Here is a 21356-nt window from a genome sequence, read left to right on the forward strand (position 1 = left end):
GCATGGCAGTGGTGAAGATCAACGCAATCGAGGTCCCCGAGGGCGCCGGCCCCGAACTGGAGAAGCGGTTCACGAACCGCCTCCACGCGGTGGACGGGCAGCCCGGCTTCATCTCGTTCGAGTTGCTGCGCCCGGTCGCCGGGGACAACCGGTACTTCGTCTACACCAAGTGGGAGACCGAGGAGCACTTCAAGGCGTGGGCCGACGGCCCGGCCAAGGAGGCCCACGGTGGGCAGCGCAAGCCCGTCGCCAGCGGCGCGAGCCTGCTCGAATTCGAGGTCGTGCTGAGCACCGACTAGCACAGACGTGAGCCAGGAAGTGGAGCGCGCCGCCGAGTGGATCGGCGGCGCGGGCGCGTTGCTGGTCTGCGCGGGCGCGGGCATGGGCGTCGACTCCGGACTGCCCGATTTCCGTGGTGACGAAGGCTTCTGGCGTGCCTACCCGTCGTACGCGCGCCTCGGCCTGAGCTTCGTGGAGCTGGCCGACCCCGGTCACTTCGGCGCGGATCCCGAGCTGGCCTGGGGTTTCTACGGCCACCGCCTCCAGTTGTACCGCGAAACCGTGCCACACCCCGGCTTCGAGCTGCTCCGGAAGTGGGGCGCGGCCATGCCCGGCGGCTCCCGGGTGTTCACCTCCAATGTGGACGGTCAGTTCCAGAAGGCAGGCTGGCCGGACGGGCACGTCGGCGAGGTGCACGGGTCGATCCACCACCTGCAGTGCTTCACCGGCTGCACCGACCGGATCTGGCCCGCGGACGTCGAGGTGGACGTCGATCCGGAGACCATGCGCGCCCGGCACCCGTTGCCCGCGTGCCCGGACTGCGGTGGCCTGGCGCGCCCGAACATCCTGATGTTCGGCGACTTCGGCTGGCTCCCCGACCGCAGCGACGGCCCGCTGACCGCGCTCACCGAATGGCGCCGGAAGCACCGCGACCTGGTCGTCGTCGAACTCGGCGCGGGCCAGGCCGTGCCGACCGTGCGCCGCTACGCCGAACTCGCCAGCGCGGCCACCGGCAGGCTGATCCGGATCAACCCGCGGGAAGCCGACGTGCGCCACGGGCGCGGCGTCTCGCTGCCCCTCAGCTCGCTCGACGCGCTCTCCCGGATCGACGCCCGGCTCACACCGGCACGGTGAGCTGGGCGAACACCGCGTCGTGGTCGCTGGCCGCGACGTCGAACACCTGGAAGTCGCGCACCGCGACCCGGTCGTCGACCAGGAGGTGGTCGATGGTCACCGGCGGCGGGAACAGCTTCCCCGGCCACGTCGGCCGGTAGCCCTTCCCCAGTTCCGCCGCCGCGTCGGCGTACCCGGCGTCGATCAGCTCGCGGAACGACGCGTGGTCGAAGGTGGCGTTGAAGTCCCCGGCCAGGATGCGCACCGGCAGGTCCGCGGTCGGCTCGGGCAACCCGGCCAGTTCGGCCTTCCAGTCCTCCGGCGACTCGACCGGCGGCATCGGGTGCACCGCGACGACCTCCACCCCGGTCCCGTCGCCGAACTCGACCCGCGCGCTCGGCTGGCGCAGCTTCGACGGCCCCGCCAGCTGCAGCTCGGTCAGCGGGTACTTCGAGACCAGGCCGGATCCCGCGCCACCGCGGATCGGGTGCAGCACCCGGTGCGGCAGCAGGGTGAACAACCCCGCGCGCTCCAGGTCACCCACCATCGCCGGGCTGAGCTCCAGCAGGCTCAGCACCTCGACCTGGTTGGCCCGCACCAATTCCACAATGGACTGCGCTTCGGCACGGCCGAGGAACAGGTTCGACGCCATGATCCGCAGGTCGCGGCCGTTGGTCACCCCTGGCTGTTCCTCGGCGACCATCCGCGGCACCAGCACCGACACCAGCGCGGCGACCAGCAGGAGCACCACCGCGCCGACCTTCCACCGCTTCAGCACCAGCGCCAGCACGCCGAACAGGAACCCGGCGACGGTCAGGTAGGGCGTCAGCGCCAGTGCCGCCGTGGTGTAGGCGTTGCCGTCGATGCCGAGAAAGCGCATCGCGGCGAGCACGACCAGCGGCACGGTGGCGAGCACCAGCAGTCCGGTCACCACGCGCGCACCCGCGCGCACCTGGCGCGGCGGCGCCTCCTGCTGATCGATCATGCCGCCAGTATGCCCGGATCCGCTGACAGGGCCTGACAGCGCGCTGTGCGCGGCCTGCCAGGTCGCGCGGCCATGGTGAGCGGCGAAACGCGACACGTGAAGGAGGAGGACATGTCGCACGCGATCCGGGCCGAAGGCCTGGTGAAGACCTATGGGGAGACCAAGGCGCTGGACGGGGTGGACCTGGAGGTGCCGACCGGCGAGGTGGTCGGGGTGCTCGGGCCCAACGGCGCCGGCAAGACCACCGCCGTCCGCATCCTCGCCACGCTGATCCAGCCCGACGCCGGGCACGCCGAAGTCGGCGGGTTCGACGTGGTGAAGGACCCGGTGCGGGTCCGCGGGCTGATCGGCCTCACCGGGCAGTACGCCTCGGTGGACGAGGACCTGTCCGGCACCGAGAACCTGGTGCTGATCGGGCGGCTGCTGGAGTTCAGCCGCGCCGACGCCAGGGCCCGAGCCAAGGAACTGCTCGAGCAGTTCGAGCTGACCGACGCCGCGACCCGGCCGATCCGGACCTACTCCGGGGGCATGCGGCGGCGCCTCGACCTGGCCGCCAGCCTGGTCGGCCGGCCGCGGGTGCTGTACCTGGACGAGCCGACCACCGGACTCGACCCGCACGCCCGCAACGAGGTGTGGGGCGTGGTCCGCGCGCTGGTCGCCGGCGGCACGACGGTCCTGCTGACCACGCAGTACCTGGAGGAGGCCGACCAGCTGGCCGACACGATCACCGTGTTCGACCACGGCCGGGTGGTCGCCAACGGCCGCTCCGACGAGCTGAAGCGGCGCGTCGGCGGGCAGACCCTGCAGGTGCGCCCGACCGCGGCCGCCGACCTGGACCTGGTCGAGCGCATCCTCGGCGAGCTGACCGGCGTCCGCCCGAACCGCGAGAGCGCCACCGGCCTGCTCACCGCGCCGGTGGCCGACCCGATGCTGCTGTCCACCCTGGTCCGCAGGCTCGACGAAGCCGGGGTGACCGCCGACGAACTGGCGTTGCGCCTGCCCAGCCTGGACGAGGTGTTCCTGGCGCTGACCGGGCACGCCGCCGAGGAGACCACCGAACGAGAAGGGAGCCTGGTGTGACCACAGCGATCGCCGCGCCGCCACCGCGGTACGTCAGCCCGGCCAGGAGCCTCAAGCACGGGCTCACCCTCGCCTGGCGCGGGGTGCTGAAGATCCGCAAGAACCCCGAGCAGCTGGCCGACGTGGTGCTGATGCCGATCGTCTTCCTGGCCATGTTCGTCTACCTGTTCGGCGGGGCCATCTCCGGCGACACCGGCGCCTACCTGACCATGGTGGTGCCCGGGGTGATGGTGATGAACATCATGCAGGTCAGCCTGACCATCGGCGTGCACATGAACACCGACGTGTCCAAGGGTCTCTACGACCGGTTCCGCAGCATGCCGATCGCGCGGTCCGCCCCGCTGTTCGGCGCGGTGCTCGCGGACGTGGTGCGTTACCTGGTCTGCCTGGTCGTGCTGCTGGTGGTCGCCACGGTGATGGGGTACCGGATCGCCACCGATCCGCTGTCGCTGCTGGCCGCTACCGGGCTGGTGGTGTTGTTCGGCCTGTGCTTCTGCTGGATCTCGGTCTTCGTCGGGATGCTGATGCGCACGCCGGGCTCGGTGCAGGGGCTGATGTTCGTGTTCATCATGCCGCTGAGCTTCGGCAGCAACGTCTTCGTGCCCTCGGACACGATGCCGGGCTGGCTGCAGGCGTGGACCGACATCAGCCCGGTCAGCCTGCTCTCGGACGCCCTGCGCGGCCTGCTCAACGGTGGCGCGGTGACCGGTCCGCTGCTCGGCGCGCTGGCCTGGATGGCCGCCGTGCTGGCGGTGTTCTTCCCGCTGGCCATGCGGTCCTACCGCAAGCGCGTCACCTGAGTCCGCTGTCCGCCGCCCGCGCGAGGAACTCGGCAATAGCGTCCTCTTTGGACAGTTGGCTTCCGTACCGGTAGGCGGCTTCGTAGGCGGGCTCGCCGAGTTCGGCGGTCAGGTTCGCCATCAGTTCACGCACTTCGGGCTCGCCCAGGTCGAGCACCCCCCGCAGTCGCGTGCTGATGCCGAGCATGGCCGCCGACTCGGCCGCGGCGCCTTCGCGGTACTGCACCATGGCCAGCAGTTCGGCGCTGCGCGCCAGGTCGGCGACGTCCCGGCGGCTGGTGGCCGACTGGGCGCCGGCGACGATGTGCCCGCGTGCGTCGGCCAGCCGTCCTTCGGTCACCGCGAGGGCGGCGAGGCCGCGGCTGGCCCATTCCAGCGTGGTGCCGGGCGGGAACGGGGTTTCCACGGGCCGGGCCGACAACTCGGCGAGCACCTCGCGGCAGTAGGCGGAGTCGCCGCCACGCCGGGCCAGTTCCGCCTTGCCGTACAACAGGAAAATGGCGTTCTCGTCGCTGGCGTGCTCCTCGCTGAGCTGTTCCAGCCTGGCCATTTCCGCCCAGGCGCCGACCAGATCGCCGGACCGGGCGCGTTCCATGGCCAGCCGCCAGAACTGCTGCCCCATCTCCTCGGCCAGGTTCAGCTCACGCGCCAGCGTGAAACCGCGTTCGAAGGCCTCGATGGCGGCGGCGTGGTCACCACGCAGCGAGTGGTCGTCGGCCACCATGGTCCACGCCATGCTCATGCCCCAGCGGTCGCCGAGCGCCTCGAACTCGCTGAGCGCGCTGGTCCTGGCGGAATGGGCGGCCTGACGCTCGCCACGATCGCCCAGCACGAACCCGTGCACCCACAGCCCGGACGCGCGGGCCCATTTGTCCCCGCTGTCGAGGGCGCGGGAGATTTCGCGGTCCGCGAGTTCGTAGTCCCCGGCCACGAAGGACACCATGGGCAGCGCGATCGCCAGCATGGCGTAGCGGTCCGCGGCCCCGCTTTCCACGCATTCGTCCACCATCGCCCGGAAGTCCGGCGCGTTCTCGGTGCCGAACATGATCACCTGGGTCATGGCCTGGATGAGCCGGAAGATCGCGGCCGCGTACCGGGGTAGTTCGTCGCCCAGTTCGACCACTTCCGCGGCGACCTCGACGGCCTGCGGGTGCTGGCCGCGCACCATCCAGATCCAGAGCATGGCCAGCGCCAGCCGGTGCGCGATCTCGACGTCACGCGTGCCGATCGCCCAGCGCAGCGCGGCCATCAGGTTGTCGTAGTCGGCGTCGAGCACGGCGATCGCTTCGAGCTGCTCCGGGGTCCGCAGCCGCGGTTCCTCGCGCTCGGCCAGGTCGAGGAAGTGGGTCGCGTACCTACGGCGGTAGGTCTCGCGCTCGCCTGCTTCCTCCAGGCGTTCGTCGGCGTAGGCGCGGATCGTTTCGAGCATGCGGTAACGCGGCTGCCCGAGCTCGTCCGGTCGTGCGTCCACAATGGACTTTTCGACCAGCGAGCCGAGCACGTAGAGCACGTCGCCGTCGCAGACCCCTTCGATGGCCTCGATGGTGCCGCCGCCGGAGAACACCGACAGCCGCCTGGCGAGCACGCGCTCCGGCTCCTCGAGCAGGTCCCAGCTCCACTCGACCACCGCGCGCAGCGTGCGCTGACGCGGCAGGGCACTGCGGCTGCCCGAGGTGAGCAGGCGGAACCGGTCGTCGAGGCGCTGGGCGATCTGCGCCGCGGTCATCGAGCGCAGGCGGGCGGCGGCCAGTTCGAGCGCGAGCGGCATGCCGTCGAGGCGGTGGCAGATCTCCACGACCGCGGCCGTGGTGCCCTCGTCGAGGGTGAAGGCCGGGCTGACCGCGGTGGCGCGGTCGGTGAACAGGCGCACGGCCGGGGCGCGGTCGGCGGGGACCTCGCGGCTGGGCAGCCCGAGCGGGCCGAGTGGACACAGCACCTCGCCGGTGATCGCGAGCGCTTCGCGGCTGGTGGCCAGCACGCGCAAGCCGGGTACGCGGGCGAGCAGGTCGCTGGTCAGCTCCGCGATGGCATCGATGACGTGCTCGCAGTTGTCGAGCAGCAGCAGGCACGGGCGGTGGCCGAGCCCTTCGGCGATCTGGTCGAGCACGTCGGGCACGCTCAGGTCGAGCGAGGCGCTGTCGATCACGCGGCGATCGCGGATGCCGAGCGCGGCGGTGACCGCGGCGGGCACGTCGGCCGCATCGCGCACGCCCGCGAGCGGCACGAACCAGGCGCGGCCGTGCCCCGCGTCCGGGTGCCGGATCGCGGCCTCGGTGGCGAGGCGCGTCTTCCCGGCGCCACCCGGTCCGACCAGGGTGACCAGCCGGTGTTCGGCGAGGCGGGCGGCGAGGGTGGCCAACTCGTCGTCGCGGCCGACGAAGCTGGTCAGGCGGGCGGGGAAGGCGGCGGGCTGGGCGGCTTTGGCCGGTTGCGGCAGCTCGCCGCGGAGCACGGCCAGGTGCGTCTCGGTCAGCTCGGGCGACGGGTCCACGCCGAGCTCGTCGGCCAGGGTCTGGCGGACCTTGTCGAAAACGGCGAGGGCTTCGGACTGGCGTCCGGCCATGGAGAGGGCACGCATGCGCAACGCGGCCAGGCGCTCGCGGAGCGGGTGCCGTCCGGCGGCGGCTTCGAGGTCGGCGAGGATCTCGGCGTGCCTGCCGAGGGCGAGTTCGGCCTCGAACCAGTCCTCGTGGGCGGCGGTCCGGAGGTCGTCGAGGCGGGCGGCGGGTGCGTGGGCGAACTCGGCGTCGAGGATGTCGGCGAGGGCGGGGCCCTGCCAGAGCGCCAACGCCTCGCCGAGCAGGGCCGCGGCCTTCGCCGGACGCCCCTTGAGCTCGGCACGCCCCTGCGCGGCGAGGGTCTCGAACCGAGCGGCGTCGACGTCGGCGGCCAGCTGGTAACCGCCACCGGCCGAGGTGAGGACGCCGGTCTCGGGCAGCGCCTTGCGGAGGCGGGAGACGAGGGACTGGAGGGCGTTGGCCGCATCCGCGGGCGGCTCGGCACCCCAGAGATCGGCGACCAGGGTCTCGGCCGTGACCACACGACCGGCGGCGAGCGCGAGGCGGGCGAGAAGCATGCGGAGGCGCGCACCACCGAGAGCGGTCGGAGGCCCTGCATCCGCATACACACGAACGGGCCCGAGGAGGACTACGCGCACTCCCCCACCATTCCAGACGAGGCGACCCGAGCGCCCGGGGATGGAGGTGGACGGGGGGTCACGGAGGCGGGTAGGCGACACGAATGTGGCTTTGGGGGCCGAATCCGCCCCCAAAGCCACATTTGTGTCCCCGGAGGCACCCCGGCGCCCCCAACCAAGAGAAAGGCGCCCCCGGAGCGGAGGCTCCGGGGGCGCCGTTCGTCTGCGTGAACTGCTACTCGCCGTCGGTTTCCTGGTGGTCGTCACCGGTGCCGGCGCCGATGCTCACCGGCGGGGAGTCGGGCACGCTGGACGGCCGGGCCTCACCGCGGAAGGTGAACTTCGCCTGGTCGTCCTTCTCGCCCTCTTCGCCGTTCCAGCCTTCGACGTCGACCACGATGATCTGACCGGCCTGCACCTCGCCGAACAGGATCTTCTCGGACAGCTGGTCCTCGATCTCCCGCTGGATGGTGCGACGCAGCGGCCGGGCGCCGAGCACCGGGTCGAAGCCGCGCTTGGCCAGCAGCGCCTTCGCCTTGTCGGTCAGCTCGATGTCCATGTCCTTGGACTTCAGCTGCGTCTCGACCCGCGCGATCATCAGGTCGACCATCTGGATGATCTGGTCCTTGGTCAGCTGGTGGAAGACGATGATGTCGTCGATCCGGTTCAGGAACTCCGGCCGGAAGTGCTTCTTCATCTCCTCGTTGACCTTCTGCTTCATCTTCTCGTACTTCGACGAAACGTCGTTTCCGGATTGGAAGCCGAGGCTCACGGACTTCGAGATGTCCGAGGTCCCGAGGTTCGAGGTGAAGATCAGCACGGTGTTCTTGAAGTCGACGGTACGACCCTGGCCGTCGGTCAGGCGACCGTCTTCCAGCACCTGCAGGAGCGTGTTGTAGATCTCCTGGTGCGCCTTCTCGATCTCGTCGAACAGCACCACCGAGAACGGCTTGCGCCGCACCTTCTCGGTCAGCTGGCCACCCTCTTCGTAGCCGACGTACCCGGGAGGGGCACCGAACAGCCGCGAAGCGGTGTAGCGGTCGTGGAACTCACCCATGTCGATCTGGATGAGCGCGTCGTCCTCGCCGAACAGGAAGTTCGCCAGCGCCTTGGACAGCTCGGTCTTACCGACACCGGACGGGCCGGCGAAGATGAACGAACCGGACGGGCGCTTCGGGTCCTTCAGGCCGGCGCGGGTGCGGCGGATCGCCTGGGACACGGCCTTGACCGCGTCCTCCTGGCCGATGATCCGCTTGTGCAGCTCGTCCTCCATGCGGAGCAGACGCGTGGTCTCCTCCTCGGTGAGCTTGAACACCGGGATACCGGTCCAGTTGGCCAGGACCTCGGCGATCTGCTCGTCGTCGACCTCCGCGACGACGTCCAGGTCACCGTCCTTCCACTGCTTCTCCCGCTCGGACTTCTGGCCCAGCAGGGTCTTCTCCTCGTCGCGCAGGCGCGCGGCGCGCTCGAAGTCCTGCGCGTCGATGGCCGATTCCTTGTCCCGGCGCACGTCGGCGATCTTCTCGTCGAACTCGCGCAGGTCCGGCGGCGCGGTCATCCGGCGGATGCGCATCCGGGCCCCGGCCTCGTCGATCAGGTCGATCGCCTTGTCCGGCAGGAATCGGTCGTTGATGTACCGGTCGGCCAGCGTGGACGCGGCGACCAGCGCCGAGTCGGTGATCGAGACGCGGTGGTGCGCCTCGTACCGGTCACGCAGGCCCTTGAGGATCTCGATGGTGTGCTCGAGCGAGGGCTCGCCGACCTGGATCGGCTGGAAGCGGCGCTCCAGCGCCGGGTCCTTCTCGACGTACTTGCGGTACTCCTCGAGCGTGGTCGCCCCGATGGTCTGCAGCTCACCACGGGCCAGCATCGGCTTGAGGATGGACGCCGCGTCGATCGCGCCCTCGGCGGCACCCGCACCCACCAGGGTGTGGATCTCGTCGATGAACAGGATGATGTCGCCGCGGGTCTTGATCTCCTTGAGCACCTTCTTCAGGCGCTCTTCGAAGTCACCGCGGTACCGGGAACCGGCGACCAGCGAGCCGAGGTCGAGGGTGTAGAGCTGCTTGTCCTTCAGCGTCTCCGGGACCTCGCCCTTGACGATGTTCTGCGCCAGGCCCTCGACGACGGCGGTCTTGCCGACGCCGGGCTCCCCGATCAGCACCGGGTTGTTCTTGGTCCGGCGGGAGAGCACCTGCATGACGCGCTCGATCTCCTTGCCGCGCCCGATCACCGGGTCCAGCTTGCCCTCGCGGGCGGAGGAGGTCAGGTTGCGGCCGAACTGGTCGAGCACCAGTGAGGACGACGGGGTGCCCTCGCCGCGGCCGCCTCCGGCCTCGGCGGGCTCCTTGCCCTGGTACCCCGACAGCAGCTGCAGGACCTGCTGGCGGACCCGGTTGAGGTCGGCGCCGAGCTTGACCAGCACCTGCGCGGCCACGCCCTCGCCCTCGCGGATCAGCCCGAGCAGGATGTGCTCCGTGCCGATGTAGTTGTGGCCGAGCTGCAGGGCCTCGCGCAGCGAGAGCTCCAGCACCTTCTTCGCCCGTGGCGTGAAGGGGATGTGCCCGCTGGGCGCCTGCTGCCCCTGGCCGATGATTTCCTCGACTTGCTGGCGAACGCCCTCCAGGGCGATGCCCAGCGACTCGAGCGCCTTGGCGGCGACACCCTCACCCTCGTGGATGAGACCCAGGAGGATGTGCTCGGTGCCGATGTAGTTGTGGTTGAGCATCCTGGCCTCTTCTTGGGCCAGGACGACCACCCGCCTCGCGCGGTCGGTGAACCTCTCGAACATTCCCACTCCCTCGACTGCTGCGCCGGCGGTGAGTACCCACCGATTCCTTCCACGATGAGTTCAGCACCGTAAGACCACTGTAGTAGCCATGCGGTCGCGCTGGCGTACCACTACGTCAGTTGGTGCCCCAGTCAGTCGGCATACCCGCCCGTCGTCGGGCCGGGCTCGATTCCCGATGTTTCCGCTGATGGTTGACGTGAGGTCCAACGTCGCAGGTAGCCGCAGGATTCCGCGGGCACCGCGCTGTCCGCTCAGCGCGAACAACACGAAGACAGGGATTCCTCCCACTTTCGGGGAACCCGGGTGGCAGGTCCGACGACCTTCGGTAAGGTAAGGCAGGCCTAATCACCCGAACAGCCCCGGCAGGAGGCTCGATGTCGTTCCGCGGTCCCGGTGACCTCACGCGGGTGGCGGTCGGCGGGCTGGCGGAATCGCTGCGCCGGGTCGACGGCCTGCAGAGCCGGGCCGGCATCCGGTTCGACCTGCCGCACGGGCCGAGCCGCGGGCAGTGGCAGCGCTGCGGGGAGCTCCTCGCCGAGCCGGGCCTGTTCACGCGCTGGCACGACCTCCTCGGCGACTGGCTGCGCGCGCGGCACGGCGAGGCGCCGAAGCGGACGGCCGCCGGGTACGTGATGTCGTGGTACCTGCACGTCCCCGCCTACGCCGCCGCGCTCCTGCTGCACCACGAGCGGCGGGTGCCCACGCTGCGCCCCGCCGAACTGGCGTTCAAGCTCTCCGGCGACCGGCCGCATCCGGACGGCATCGCGGTGCTCGGCACCGAGTTCTACTGCCTGCCGAGCGACCCCGGCTCGTCGCTGCCGGAGGCGACCGTGGTCGCGGACGAGCACGAGCTGGTCGCCATGCTGCGGAGCCACTACATCGCGCACGCCGCCAAGTTCGTCCGCGCGTACCGGCAGGTGAGCCCGCTGGGCAAGCGGACGCTCTGGGCCGCGGCGACGGACGCGCTCGACAACTCGCTCTGGTGGGCGGGCCGCCACGGCGGGGACGAAGGCGCCGGGGTGGCGGACGCCGCTTTCGTGCTCGACGCCACGTACGCGCCACTGACTTCGGCGTCCACCCTGCGCCTGAACGACCAGCGGGAGTGGGTGCGGCGGCGGGAAAGCTGCTGCTTCTCCTACCTGCTGCCGGCCGAAGCCGAATGCGAAGGCTGCCCCCGCACCTGTTCCCGGGGCTAGGCGCTGTCCGGTGAGTCTGGTCGATGGGCTTCGTGATCCAGGCGGTTCCTGGCGGTGCGGGCGATTCGGCCTCGTACTGGCCGTACTCGGCCGAACTCGCCCGTGCCGCCAGGGACCACCTGGGCGCGGAGAGCGCGACCGTGACTTGCAGGACAGCGCCTGGAACGGTCGTTATCGGACGGGTGGTGTCCAGGAGGGGTCACGTCCGGTCAGGCCGAGCAGCCGGTCGAGGATCGGCGCTGAGGCGGGCACGGGCACTTCCGGGCCGTACACCTTCATCTCCCGCGCCATGTCCGCGGTCGGCACGAGCAGCTCGTAGAGGTCCGTGGCGATCTCGGTTTCGAGGTCGAACGGCCGCCCGGTGGCCGTGGCCAGGTCCCAGCCGTGGATCACGAACTCGTCGTAGACCATGGCGTAGAGCATCGAGGCGGGCAGCGGGTTGCCGCCGAAGTCGGTCATGCCGTCCCCGGCACCCGGACGGAGCAGCGCTTCGGTGAGGTCGGCGGCCTGCCGGTCGAGCCGGTCGGCCCAGTCCTCACCCAGGTCCAGCGCGACCTCGCCACCCGCCGGCGCAGGCGCTTCCGTGCGCCGGGCGGCGGCCAGCAGGAATGGTCCCCAGTACAAAAGGTGCCGCAGGAGCGCCCGGACGTCGTAGTCGGCGCAGGGGGTGGGGGCGCCGAAGTCGGCTGGCTCGATAGCGCGGACGATCCCGGTGAACCGATCGGCGGCGCGCGGAAGGAGTTCTGGCATGCGCCGATTAGCGCACACCCGCCGGGCGGCGGTCTAGAACAAACGCGACAAGCCGGGCCGTTCGAGTTGACCACCCATCAAGGCGGAATAGTCCATCCGCCGATTACCGCGGGCAAAACCTGCGCAACCAGCGAATTGACCGGGCGGGCGCCTGCGCTAAGCAGCCGATCGCGATCGGCCGAGGCGGTGAAGCGGTGGTGAACCGGCCCACCATTATTCCGCGGTGCGCATGACCGAAGGGGGCACCGGCGACCGACGCCGATGCCCCCTGGCAGGAAGAAGCGGGTGGAACTCAGTTCTTCTTGTGGTAGGCCTCGACAACCTCGGACGGGATGCGACCGCGGTCGGAAACCTGATAGCCGTTCTTGCGCGCCCAGGCCCGGATGGCCTGGTTCTGCTCGCGGTCGACGGTGGCCGGGCGGGCGACGGCCTTGGTGGCCGGGCGGCCACCGGAACGCTTGCGGCCACCGGCACGGCGGGCGTGCTCGACGTACTGGGCCAGCGCGTCGCGCAGTTCCTCGGCATTGTCGGCCGACAGATCGATCTGGTAACTCACACCGTCCAGACCGAACTCGACGGTCTCTTCGGCCTCCGAACCGTCCAGGTCGTCCACAAGTGAGACAAGGACCTTCTGCGCCATTGGGGTTTCCTCCTGCTTAGGGCTAGCTCGCAACTTGGTCAGGAAAGATCGGGTGGGGCCACAAGCCCCTTGACAGGAGCTTCTCGGTTAAGACATTAATACTCGCTCCCGCGAGTAAACGCAAATCTCGATTGGGTTATTCGGGTCGAACCAGCGGGAACAGGATGGTCTCCCGGATACCGAGCCCGGTCAGCGCCATCAGCAAGCGATCGATACCCATTCCGACTCCACCGCTCGGCGGCATTCCGTACTCAAGGGCACGAAGGAAATCCTCATCGAGGCGCATGGCCTCACTATCGCCCGCCGCGGCCAGCTGGGACTGCGCGACGAGCCTTTGCCGTTCGACCACCGGATCGACCAACTCGGAGTACCCGGTCGCCAGTTCGAATCCCCGAACGTAGAGGTCCCACTTCTCCGCCACCCCCGGCTGGGAGCGGTGCTGCCTGGTCAGCGGGGAGGTCTCCACCGGGAAATCCCGGACAAATGTGGGGGCGTGCAGGTGATCACCGACGAGGTGTTCCCACAGTTCCTCGATCAGTTTGCCGTGCCCGAGTTTGGGATCGAGTTCGAGATCGCGGGCGGCGGCGAAGGCCCGCAACTTCTCCACCGGGGTCTCCGGGGTTACTTCCTCACCGAGTGCCTCGGACAGCGAGCCATACATTGTCAGGGCGGTCCACTCGCCGGACAGGTCGTACTCACTGCCGTCGGAAAGGGTCACCACCTGCGTGCCGAAGACCGCCTCCGCGGCTTCCTGCACCAGCTCCCTGGTCATCACCGCATTGGTGTCGTAAGTGGCGTACGCCTCGTAGTACTCCAGCATGGCGAACTCGGGCGAATGGGAGGAGTCACTGCCCTCGTTGCGGAAGTTGCGGTTGATCTCGAAGACCTTCTCGATACCGCCGACCACGCAGCGCTTGAGGTACAACTCCGGCGCGATCCGGAGGTAGAGGTCCATGTCGAAGGCGTTGGACCGGGTGGCGAACGGGCGGGCCGCGGCCCCGCCGTGCAGCGTCTGCAGCATCGGCGTCTCCACCTCGGTGAAGCCGCGGCGGTGGAACGAATCACGCAGGGAGCGCATCACCCCGGCGCGGGTTTCCACCACTTCCCGCGCCTTCGGGCGCACGATGAGGTCCACGTAGCGCTGCCGGATGCGGGTTTCCTCGGCCAGTTCCTTGTGGGCCACCGGCAGCGGCCGCAGCGCCTTCGAGGTCAGCCGCCAGCCGTCGGCCATCACCGACAGCTCACCGCGCTTGGAGGTGATCACCTCGCCGGTGACGAACACGTGGTCACCCAGGTCCACATCGGACTTCCAGGCGGCCAGTGCGTCCGCGCCGACCTTCGCCAGGCTGATCATCGCCTGGAGTTCGGCGCCGCCCTCGCGCAGGCTGGCGAAGCACAGTTTCCCGGTGTTCCGCAGGAACATCACGCGGCCGGTGATGCCCACCCGTTCCCCGGTCGCGGTGTCCGCGGGCAGATCGGGGTGGGCCGCCCGGATTTCGGCGAGTCCGTGCGTGCGCGGCACCTCCACCGGATAGGGCTCGATGCCCTCGGCGAGAATCCGCTCCCGCTTCTCCCGCCGAACGCGCATCTGTTCGGGCAGGTCGTCTTCATTCGCAAGGTCGGATGCGGGGTTCTCGCTCATGCGCACAGGGTACGAACCCGTTGGTCGGCTACGCCAACCGGATTACTGAAACTGCGCGGAGCTCCGTTGAGGGTGGCGGTGGGCGACGGGTGGGCGCAATCCAGGGGAACGCGGGGCACGCACGCCGTTTCCGGCGTGCGTGAAACCGCCCACTCAGCGTTCGGACTGTTCCTGCAGCAGCGCGTCGAGACGCGCGGCGTCGACCGTCTCGGCGACCGGGAAACCGGCCGGGTCCATGTCCTGCTGGATCACCGGCAGCGAGCCGTTGAGCAGGCCGGAACCGTCCGGCACCTCGGCCGGGTCGCTGCCCTTGACCAGCACGCGGTTGTCGGCGTCGACGAAGACCACCCGCGGGTCGTACGCGGCGGCTTCGGCGTTGTCGAGCTGCGCGTAGGAGATGATGATGACCAGGTCACCCGGGTGCACCAGGTGTGCGGCGGCGCCGTTGATGCCGATGATGCCGCTGCCGCGCTCGCCGGTGATCACGTAGGTTTCCAGCCGCGCGCCGTTGGTCACGTCGACGATGCAGACCTGCTCGCCCGGCAGCAGGTCCGCCGCCTCCATCAGGTCCTCGTCGACCGTGAGCGAGCCCACGTAGTGCAGGTCCGCCTGGGTGACCGTGGCCCGGTGGATCTTGGACTTCAGCATCGTGCGGTACATGTGCTGCGCTACTCCCCGGTTGGCATGCCGTGCTCGGCGGCCGCGCCGAGCAGGACGGATACGTTGTCGATCAAGCGCGTGCGGCCCACGCGTGCGGCGATCAGCAACCGTGCTTCCCCATCGACGGGGGCCGGGCCGAGATCGTTCCCGCGAAGTTCCAGATAGTCGACGTCGACCTGCGGGACGGCGGCCAGCGTGGCACGAGCCGCGGCCAGCACCGCCTCCGCGCCTTCGCGGCCGGCGTGCGCCCCCGCGGTCAGCGCCTGGGACAGCACCACCGCGTCCGTCCGGTCGGTGCCGGAAAGATAGGCGTTACGCGAGGACAGGGCCATCCCGTCGGCTTCCCGCACCGTGGGAACACCGATCACCCTGGTCTCGAAATCGAGGTCCGCGACCATCTTCTTGATCAGGACCAATTGCTGGTAATCCTTTTCGCCGAAGAACGCGTAGTCCGGGCGGACGATGTGGAACAGTTTCGCCACCACCGTGAGCACCCCGGCGAAATGCCCTGGCCGCGAGGCGCCCTCCAGTTCGTCCCCGAGCGGTCCGGGGTGGACCGTCACCTGGGCGTTCTCGCCGTAGAGGTCGGCGGCGACCGGGGTGAAGGCGAACTCCGCCCTGGCCTCGGCCAGCACCTCCAGGTCGCGCTCCAGCGGCCGCGGGTAGGCGTCGAAGTCCTCGTCCGCGCCGAACTGCAGCGGGTTGACGAAGATCGAGGCGCCGACCACGGTGTTCGGCAGCCGCTTCGCCCGGCGCAGCAGCTCCCGGTGCCCGGCGTGCAGCGCGCCCATGGTCGGCACCAGCGCCACCTGGTGACCCACCCGGCGCAGAGCCGTGGTGACCCGGCGCAGGTCGGCGGCGCGGTGGTAGCTGTTCAGCCCGCCCCTGGTGAACTTCGGCGCGGTTTTCGGTGTGGTCATTCAGGAATCAGCCCCTCGGGCGTGGTCGTCGAGCAGGCCGGTCAGTTCGGCCGCGGTGTCCGTGGCCAGCAGGCCGGCTCCCGCCGCGCGGGCCGCCGTGCGGCGGGCCAGCGCGGTGTAGGAAGCCGACATGCCGGGCGCGCGTTCGGCCAGCACGTCCAGGTGCGCCCGAACGGTCCCGGCGTCACCCCTGGCCACCGGACCGGTCAGCGCGCGATCGCCCTGACGGAGCACATTGTCCAATGCCGCGGAGAGCAGCGGTCCGAGGACCCGCTCGGCGTCGGCGATCCCGGCGCCGCGCAGCAGCTCCGCGCAGTCGGCGATCAGCGTGACCAGGTGGTTCGCGCCGTGCGCCAGCGCGGCGTGGTAGAGCGGGCGGGCGGGTTCGGGGATGCGCACCGGCTCCCCGCCCATTTCCATCACCAGCGCCTCGCCGACGTTCCACGCCGCGTCGTCACCGGTGGCGGCGGTCACGCCGACGCAGCAGTGCGCCATCCGCTCGATGTCCTCTTCGCGGCCGGTGAAGGTCATCACCGGGTGCAGCGCGAGCGGCAGCGCGCCGACCTCGGCCGCCGGGGCCAGGATCTCCACCCCGTGCGCGCCCGAGGTGTGCACCAGGATCTGGCCGGGGCGCAGGGAATCGGTGGCCACCAGGCCGCGGACCATGCCGGCCAGCGCGTCGTCCGGCAGCGCCAGCAGCACCAGGTCGGCGCTGCGCACCACCTCGTCCGGCGGCCGCAGCGGCACCCCGGGCAGCAGGCGTTCGGCCCGGCGGACCGAAGCGGCCGAAAGTCCGGAGGCGGCGATCACGGTGTGCCCGGCCCTGGTCAGCGCGGCCCCGAGCACGCTGCCGACGCGACCGGCCGAAACCACGCCGACGGCGAGTCTGGCCGGACGATCCATGGCGCGGTTGTCTCCGACGCTCATACCGGTTGATGCTCCCTCATGCGTTCCGGTCCCGCCCCATCGCGCCCCCGCCGCCGGAAGACTGGGAGATTAGCCGTCACCGGGGGCGGTGTCGGCAGGGAGGTGATGAGCTTCACCCGGTCCGGCTCCCCCGCGAAGGCCTGCTCCGCTTGGACAACCGGACCGCTTCGGCCCTCGCCGAGCGCAGCGTGGCGACCAGTTCCCCGTGGTGGCTCTCCGCGTCCGGCGGTGCCGTCCCGGTGGCCATCGCCCGGCGCAGGAAGGCCAGTTCGGTCACCGCCGACTGGTAGGTGCCGACCGCGCGGCCCGCGGCCCGGCCCGACTCCTTCGCCGCCTGCCGCCGCCACTTCCGCCGTCCCGGCAGGCTGGCCAGCAGGTCCACTTCGGACGGTGCGATCCAGCGCGTGGTGGCCATCGCGGGCAGTTCGGCGGCCACGATCCGCTGTTCGCGCCGCCGGTGCCAGACCACCAGCATGGCCACCCCGATGAACATCGGGACCATGATCAGGAAGTAGATGTTGAGGAAGGCCTCGGCCCCGCCGAGGGTGGCCGCGCCGTTCCACAGCGCGTGCAGGGCGACCGCGGCCAGGTAACCGCCGAGCGGCGCCAGCACCCGCACCGGACGGCTCACCGAGCGCGCGGCCAGCCCGATGCCGAGCCCGGTGAACACGGCGAACAGCGGGTGCGTAAACGGCGAGAGGACACCGCGGAGGATGAACGCGGCGAGCACACCCGCGTGCGAGCCGTCGCCGAAGCCGTTCTCCGCGAACGCCCGGCCGAAGTAGTAGATGTTCTCGGTGAAGGCGAACCCGGCCGCGGAGAACCCGGCGTAGACGATGCCGTCCACCACGCCGTCGAACTCCTTGCGGCGCCGCAGGAGCACCAGGAACACGATGGCCGACTTGGCCGCCTCCTCGACCAGTGGCGCGGACACCACGGCGCTGAACGTGCTGCCGTTGCCGCTGCCGAGCAGCAGGTCGCCGACGGTCTCCGCGGTGTTGTTGATCAGCAGCGCGGTGGCCGTGGCGACGAAGGCACCCCAGGCGAAGGTGACCAGCAGCAGCTTGGCCGGTTCGGGCTCCCAGCGGTCCACCCAGAGGAAGACGGCGGTGACCACCCCGACCGGGACCAGCGCGGCCACCACGCCGATCACCACGGCGAGCACGCCGACCCGCGAGGTCAGCACGCCGAACAGGACCAGGCCGCACAGGGCCAGCAGGATCAGCCCCAGCACCGGGAGCAGCACGGTGATCCGGCGCGGCCTGGGCCGTCGCTGGACCGACGAAGTCGCGATCACGGTCTGCAGACCCTACGCAGTGCTGTCCGGACGAGCGCTGTGTCCTCCGCCCGGGGTAGCGCGCGTCAGTCTTCGGCTCGGCGCCGGCGTCGCGGGGTCGTGCCACCGGCACCGTGCGCGGCGAGCAGTTCGTTGACCGAACGGCCGGCGGCGTGCGTGCCTTCGGGCTTTTCTTCCTCGGCCTTCGAGTGCCCGGCGGAGTGGCCTCCGGACTGCCCGCCGGAGTGCCGGGAACCGTTGGCCGGGGCCGCCTCGGCGAGGCGCTCCCAGGACGGCGGCTCACCCTCGGCGCGCCGCCTGCGCCCGCCGCCGTTGACCGGCTGGGCGGGTTCGGCCTTCGCGGCCGGCTTCGGCAGCGGCAGGTTCGCCGAGGACTGGTAGCCCTCTTCCTCGCTCCGACGGCGGCGGCCACCCGGGCGGCTTTCGCCCTGGACGGCCCGCACCGGCGGGTTCTGCTGGGCGGCGGCTTCCTGCGGCCGGTGCGCGCCCCTGGCGGGCTCGTGCTTCGGCTCCGGCTGCTTCGGCTGCGCGGGCTCCGGCCGGACGGCTTCGTACTCACCGGTGTGCTCGGCGCGGCGGCGGCCACCCGTGCGCGGCGGCGGGGCGCCGTTGCGGGAGGTGCCGTTGCCGCGGGCGGCCGGGGCGCCGTTGCGGCGACCGGACTCCCACGTCGGCTCGGCCGCCCAGTCGAGGTCGAACTCCTTCGAGATCTCGGTCGGGCGCCCGGTGGGCAGGTAGCGGTCGGCCGGTTCGGCACGCGCGGCGGCGGGCTTCGGGGCCGGTTGCTTCGGCTTGACCGGCTCGGGGGCCCGTGCCGGTTGCGGTTTGGCGGCCGGGCGCGGCGGGGTGATGCCGGGGCGCGTCATGTCCTCGCGACGCGGGCGGCGTTCCTCCGGCTGCGGCGGTGGCGGCGTCCGACGCTTCGTCGACGCGGCGTTGTCCAGTTCGGCCTGCTTCGCCTGGCGGCGCGCGGTCTCCGCCCTGGCCTCGCCCGCGGCCTTGCTGGCGCGCGCGGCGGCGGAGCCGACGGTGTCCGCCGGGCGCACCCGCCGGGTCGGCGGGCCGGCGTCCTCCGGCGGTTCCTGACGGCGCTGGGGCTGCGGCTGGTGCTGGTGCGGCTGGGGCTGGTGGTGTTGCTGCTGCGCGGACGGCGGGTTGAGCACGTTCGGCAGGCTCTGCGAGCTTTCGCCCGGCTTCTGCACGGTCTCCGCGTCGATGATCCGGCGGCGGCGCTCCGGGTGGGTGACCACCTTGCGCTCGATCACCCGCTCGATCAGCTCGGTCGGCCGGTCACCGGTGTCCGGATCGACCGACTGCTTGCCGGAACCGATCTGCGCCGGCTTCGACACCGAGCCGGAGGCCTGCACCAGCCGCTGGTCCTCGCTGAGCGAGCGCATCCTGGTGGCCTGCGCGGTCAGCGCGACCTGTTCGAACAGCACCTCGCCGCCGAACAGCGACTGCAGGCTCTCCCGCAGCGCGATCACCTCGGACCGCAGCGCGTCGAGCTCTTCGCGCGAATCCTCCTGCGCCCGTTCACGGCTTTCCGCCTCGAGCTCCAGCTCGAACTCGCGGCGCGCGGCGATCTCCCGTTCCAGCTCCAGCTCGTAGACCGCCTGCGCCTGTGCGACCTCGTCCTCGGTGGTCGTCACCTGCTTGCGGTACTTGGCGGCGATGAAGGCACCGATCAACGCGGCCCAGAGGGCGGCGATGATGCCCAGCCGCAGCCAGCGGAGGTCCTGGGCGAGCACGAGAGCGGCAGTCGCGGCGACCGCGAGGGCAAAGCCGACTACGAGCCACGGCCTGCCCGAACGGCGGCCGCGCGAGTCGTCACCCACGCCAGTCATGCTCAATACCGTACCTTCTAGTAACCCGACCGAGACCCATTCGGTACTTCGAGCGGTGATATCCGTGCGTTAACCGGTCGGGTACCCACGATGATCGGGATCACGCGGTTCCGGCGCGCGGCAGCAGTGCTCCAGCCAGAGCGCGGCGCCGATGAGCACCGCCGCGCAGAGCGCCCCCACCGCGGCGCCAGGCGTGTCATCAGCGGCGGCGGCGAGTTCACCGCCTCGCGGGACAAGGTACGCCAAGGCGCCCAGCCACGCACCCAGCATGAGCGAGCCGAGCAGTGAGGACGCCTTCGCCAGCGCGACCGCGCGGGCGATGCCGATGGCGTCCAGCACCCGTCCGGCCCGGATGCGACTACGCAGCGTGACACCGAGGATGACCTCGATCACGGCCAGGATCAGCAGCGGCAGCCCGGCGAGCAGGGGGAACCGTGGCAGCTCGCCGTAGAACAGTTCGAACAGGCCGAAGCCGAGGACGAGGCCGATCAGCCCGGCGAGGACGAGCTCGCGGGGCCTGGTGAAGTGCATGGCGCCACGGTACCCAGCCACAGCTGGCAGGCTTGACTCTCCAGTGACTGGAGGGTTCAGCATGCCTTCTGTGCCAACCGCGCCCACGCCCCGGTTCACCATCGGTGAGCTGGCCAGGCGCACCGGCCTGCCGGTGAAGACGATCCGGTTCTACTCCGACGAGGGCCTGCTGCCGCCGACCGGCCGCACCCACGCCGGGTACCGGCTCTACGACACGCAGGCGATGGCCCGGCTCGAACTGGTCAAGACCCTGCGCGAGCTGGGCCTGGGCCTGCCGGAGGTGGAACGCGCGCTGGGCGGGCAGACCACCGTCGCCGCGCTGGCCGCGGTGCACGTCGACGCGATCGAGGAGCAGATCCGGCGGCTCAAGCTGCGGCGATCGGTCCTGCGCGCGGTCGCGAAACGCGGTTCCGAACTGGAGGAAGTGAAACTGATGAACAGGCTGGCCTCGATGTCCGACGAAGAACGCAGGCGGCTGATCGACGAATTCTGGGACGAGATGATCGAAGGGCTCAACGTCAACCAGGAGTTCTACGACCGGATGCGCTCGGCGAAGCCCGAGCTGCCCGACGACCCGACGGCCGAGCAGCTCGAGGCGTGGATCGAGTTCGCCGAGCTCGTCGGCGACCCGGACTTCCGGGCGTTGATCCGCAGGCTGAGCGAGACCCATTCGGCGGCGCGCGACGCCGGGGAATCGATGGCGCCCGCAGACCAACCGGACTACACCGCCCTGTTCAGCCGGGCGAACGAGGCGCTGGCATCCGGCCTAGCGCCGGATTCGCCGGAAGGACGAGCCATTGCCGACGAACTGTTCAACGCCTCGGCGGGTGAGCGGGACCCGGACGACATGTTATATCGGCGTGAGGTTCTGACGCGATTCGGTCAAGGCGGTGATCCACGCGCCGAGCGGTACTGGCAGCTGCTCGGGATCATCAACGGCTGGCCGCCGATCCCCACCCAGGCACCCGCCGTGCAGTGGCTCACCGAGGCGATGCGGGCGGCGATCAGCTGAGCTCGCCCGCGAGGCAGTACAGCACGACCTCG

At 70.6% G+C, this 21356-nt stretch carries 18 protein-coding genes; 6 read left to right on the forward strand and 12 right to left on the reverse strand.

Translation table 11 applies throughout. The features are described from left to right. Positions 1-2: 2 nt before the first annotated feature. Complete coding sequence (locus tag JOM49_RS03735; RefSeq protein WP_209662971.1) at positions 3-299, forward strand: antibiotic biosynthesis monooxygenase family protein; 297 nt, start codon at positions 3-5, stop codon at positions 297-299. A gap of 7 nt (positions 300-306) precedes the next feature. Next, positions 307-1134 (forward strand): SIR2 family NAD-dependent protein deacylase, encoded by an 828-nt coding sequence (locus tag JOM49_RS03740; protein WP_308158640.1) that lies wholly within the window; start codon positions 307-309, stop codon positions 1132-1134. Here the strand turns inward: JOM49_RS03740 and JOM49_RS03745 are convergent. Then, complete coding sequence (locus JOM49_RS03745) at positions 1118-2098, reverse strand: endonuclease/exonuclease/phosphatase family protein (RefSeq protein WP_209662972.1); 981 nt, start codon at positions 2096-2098, stop codon at positions 1118-1120. The two genes, JOM49_RS03740 and JOM49_RS03745, sit on opposite strands and share 17 nt — an antisense overlap. Before the next feature lie 111 nt (positions 2099-2209). Between JOM49_RS03745 and JOM49_RS03750 the strand changes: the two genes are divergently transcribed. Together JOM49_RS03750 and JOM49_RS03755 are read left to right on the forward strand one after the other, a co-directional pair. Continuing rightward, positions 2210-3178 (forward strand): ATP-binding cassette domain-containing protein, encoded by a 969-nt coding sequence (locus JOM49_RS03750; protein ID WP_209662973.1) that lies wholly within the window; start codon positions 2210-2212, stop codon positions 3176-3178. Continuing rightward, positions 3175-3978, forward strand: coding sequence for an ABC transporter permease (locus JOM49_RS03755; RefSeq protein WP_209662974.1), 804 nt, complete (start codon positions 3175-3177; stop codon positions 3976-3978). The genes JOM49_RS03750 and JOM49_RS03755 overlap by 4 nt, the downstream gene beginning before the upstream one ends. Here JOM49_RS03755 and JOM49_RS03760 read toward each other — a convergent pair. Further along, on the reverse strand, positions 3971-7135 hold the full coding sequence (locus JOM49_RS03760) for an AfsR/SARP family transcriptional regulator (protein WP_209662975.1): 3165 nt from the start codon (positions 7133-7135) through the stop codon (positions 3971-3973). The two genes, JOM49_RS03755 and JOM49_RS03760, sit on opposite strands and share 8 nt — an antisense overlap. Before the next feature lie 214 nt (positions 7136-7349). Continuing rightward, complete coding sequence (locus tag JOM49_RS03765; RefSeq protein ID WP_209662976.1) at positions 7350-9905, reverse strand: ATP-dependent Clp protease ATP-binding subunit; 2556 nt, start codon at positions 9903-9905, stop codon at positions 7350-7352. Positions 9906-10279: 374 nt separating this feature from the next. Here JOM49_RS03765 and JOM49_RS03770 point away from each other — a divergent pair, with 374 nt between their 5' ends. Continuing rightward, positions 10280-11101 carry a (2Fe-2S)-binding protein gene (locus JOM49_RS03770; RefSeq protein ID WP_209662977.1) on the forward strand — a complete coding sequence of 274 codons (822 nt, stop codon included), beginning with the start codon at positions 10280-10282 and terminating at the stop codon, positions 11099-11101. A 171-nt stretch (positions 11102-11272) separates the two neighbouring features. Here the strand turns inward: JOM49_RS03770 and JOM49_RS03775 are convergent, their stop codons facing one another. From JOM49_RS03775 to JOM49_RS03815, 9 genes are all read right to left on the reverse strand, one after another. Further along, positions 11273-11851 carry a TIGR03086 family metal-binding protein gene (locus JOM49_RS03775; protein ID WP_209662978.1) on the reverse strand — a complete coding sequence of 193 codons (579 nt, stop codon included), beginning with the start codon at positions 11849-11851 and terminating at the stop codon, positions 11273-11275. A gap of 292 nt (positions 11852-12143) precedes the next feature. Then, a complete protein-coding gene (locus JOM49_RS03780; protein WP_153028816.1) occupies positions 12144-12491 on the reverse strand; it encodes a histone-like nucleoid-structuring protein Lsr2 in 348 nt (115 codons plus the stop codon). 136 nt (positions 12492-12627) lie between these two features. Next, complete coding sequence (gene lysS, locus JOM49_RS03785) at positions 12628-14133, reverse strand: lysine--tRNA ligase (RefSeq protein ID WP_209662979.1); 1506 nt, start codon at positions 14131-14133, stop codon at positions 12628-12630. Positions 14134-14286: 153 nt separating this feature from the next. Continuing rightward, positions 14287-14793, reverse strand: a complete 507-nt coding sequence (panD, locus tag JOM49_RS03790; RefSeq protein ID WP_209662980.1) for an aspartate 1-decarboxylase — start codon at positions 14791-14793, stop codon at positions 14287-14289. A gap of 8 nt (positions 14794-14801) precedes the next feature. Next, the gene (panC, locus tag JOM49_RS03795; protein WP_209662981.1) at positions 14802-15713 is read right to left on the reverse strand and encodes a pantoate--beta-alanine ligase; all 912 of its coding nucleotides are present in this window, start codon (positions 15711-15713) and stop codon (positions 14802-14804) included. Next, positions 15714-16616: a Rossmann-like and DUF2520 domain-containing protein gene (locus tag JOM49_RS03800; RefSeq protein WP_209670753.1), complete on the reverse strand. Its 903-nt coding sequence runs from the start codon at positions 16614-16616 to the stop codon at positions 15714-15716. It abuts the gene before it with no gap. 136 nt (positions 16617-16752) lie between these two features. After that, positions 16753-17886: a PrsW family intramembrane metalloprotease gene (locus tag JOM49_RS03805; RefSeq protein WP_209670755.1), complete on the reverse strand. Its 1134-nt coding sequence runs from the start codon at positions 17884-17886 to the stop codon at positions 16753-16755. 116 nt (positions 17887-18002) lie between these two features. Continuing rightward, positions 18003-19781 carry a DUF6779 domain-containing protein gene (locus JOM49_RS03810; protein WP_209662982.1) on the reverse strand — a complete coding sequence of 593 codons (1779 nt, stop codon included), beginning with the start codon at positions 19779-19781 and terminating at the stop codon, positions 18003-18005. Between the two features lie 69 nt (positions 19782-19850). Further along, the gene (locus tag JOM49_RS03815; RefSeq protein ID WP_209662983.1) at positions 19851-20312 is read right to left on the reverse strand and encodes a DUF3180 domain-containing protein; all 462 of its coding nucleotides are present in this window, start codon (positions 20310-20312) and stop codon (positions 19851-19853) included. A gap of 61 nt (positions 20313-20373) precedes the next feature. Between JOM49_RS03815 and JOM49_RS03820 the strand changes: the two genes are divergently transcribed. Then, positions 20374-21324 carry a helix-turn-helix domain-containing protein gene (locus JOM49_RS03820; protein WP_209662984.1) on the forward strand — a complete coding sequence of 317 codons (951 nt, stop codon included), beginning with the start codon at positions 20374-20376 and terminating at the stop codon, positions 21322-21324. Positions 21325-21356: the final 32 nt, after the last annotated feature.

Origin of the sequence: Amycolatopsis magusensis (genome assembly GCF_017875555.1) — a bacterium.
Lineage (GTDB): Bacteria > Actinomycetota > Actinomycetes > Mycobacteriales > Pseudonocardiaceae > Amycolatopsis > Amycolatopsis magusensis.

What these genes read in the sequence shown, in the direction of transcription:
- JOM49_RS03735 (WP_209662971.1), top strand. Translation starts at nt 3, where the DNA reads ATGGCAGTGGTGAAGATCAACGCAATCGAGGTCCCCGAGGGCGCCGGC.
- JOM49_RS03745 (WP_209662972.1), bottom strand. Translation starts at nt 2,098, where the DNA reads ATGATCGATCAGCAGGAGGCGCCGCCGCGCCAGGTGCGCGCGGGTGCG.
- JOM49_RS03750 (WP_209662973.1), top strand. Translation starts at nt 2,210, where the DNA reads ATGTCGCACGCGATCCGGGCCGAAGGCCTGGTGAAGACCTATGGGGAG.
- JOM49_RS03765 (WP_209662976.1), bottom strand. Translation starts at nt 9,905, where the DNA reads ATGTTCGAGAGGTTCACCGACCGCGCGAGGCGGGTGGTCGTCCTGGCC.
- JOM49_RS03770 (WP_209662977.1), top strand. Translation starts at nt 10,280, where the DNA reads ATGTCGTTCCGCGGTCCCGGTGACCTCACGCGGGTGGCGGTCGGCGGG.
- JOM49_RS03775 (WP_209662978.1), bottom strand. Translation starts at nt 11,851, where the DNA reads ATGCCAGAACTCCTTCCGCGCGCCGCCGATCGGTTCACCGGGATCGTC.
- JOM49_RS03780 (WP_153028816.1), bottom strand. Translation starts at nt 12,491, where the DNA reads ATGGCGCAGAAGGTCCTTGTCTCACTTGTGGACGACCTGGACGGTTCG.
- lysS (WP_209662979.1), bottom strand. Translation starts at nt 14,133, where the DNA reads ATGAGCGAGAACCCCGCATCCGACCTTGCGAATGAAGACGACCTGCCC.
- panD (WP_209662980.1), bottom strand. Translation starts at nt 14,793, where the DNA reads ATGTACCGCACGATGCTGAAGTCCAAGATCCACCGGGCCACGGTCACC.
- panC (WP_209662981.1), bottom strand. Translation starts at nt 15,713, where the DNA reads ATGACCACACCGAAAACCGCGCCGAAGTTCACCAGGGGCGGGCTGAAC.
- JOM49_RS03800 (WP_209670753.1), bottom strand. Translation starts at nt 16,616, where the DNA reads ATGGATCGTCCGGCCAGACTCGCCGTCGGCGTGGTTTCGGCCGGTCGC.
- JOM49_RS03810 (WP_209662982.1), bottom strand. Translation starts at nt 19,781, where the DNA reads ATGACTGGCGTGGGTGACGACTCGCGCGGCCGCCGTTCGGGCAGGCCG.
- JOM49_RS03815 (WP_209662983.1), bottom strand. Translation starts at nt 20,312, where the DNA reads ATGCACTTCACCAGGCCCCGCGAGCTCGTCCTCGCCGGGCTGATCGGC.
- JOM49_RS03820 (WP_209662984.1), top strand. Translation starts at nt 20,374, where the DNA reads ATGCCTTCTGTGCCAACCGCGCCCACGCCCCGGTTCACCATCGGTGAG.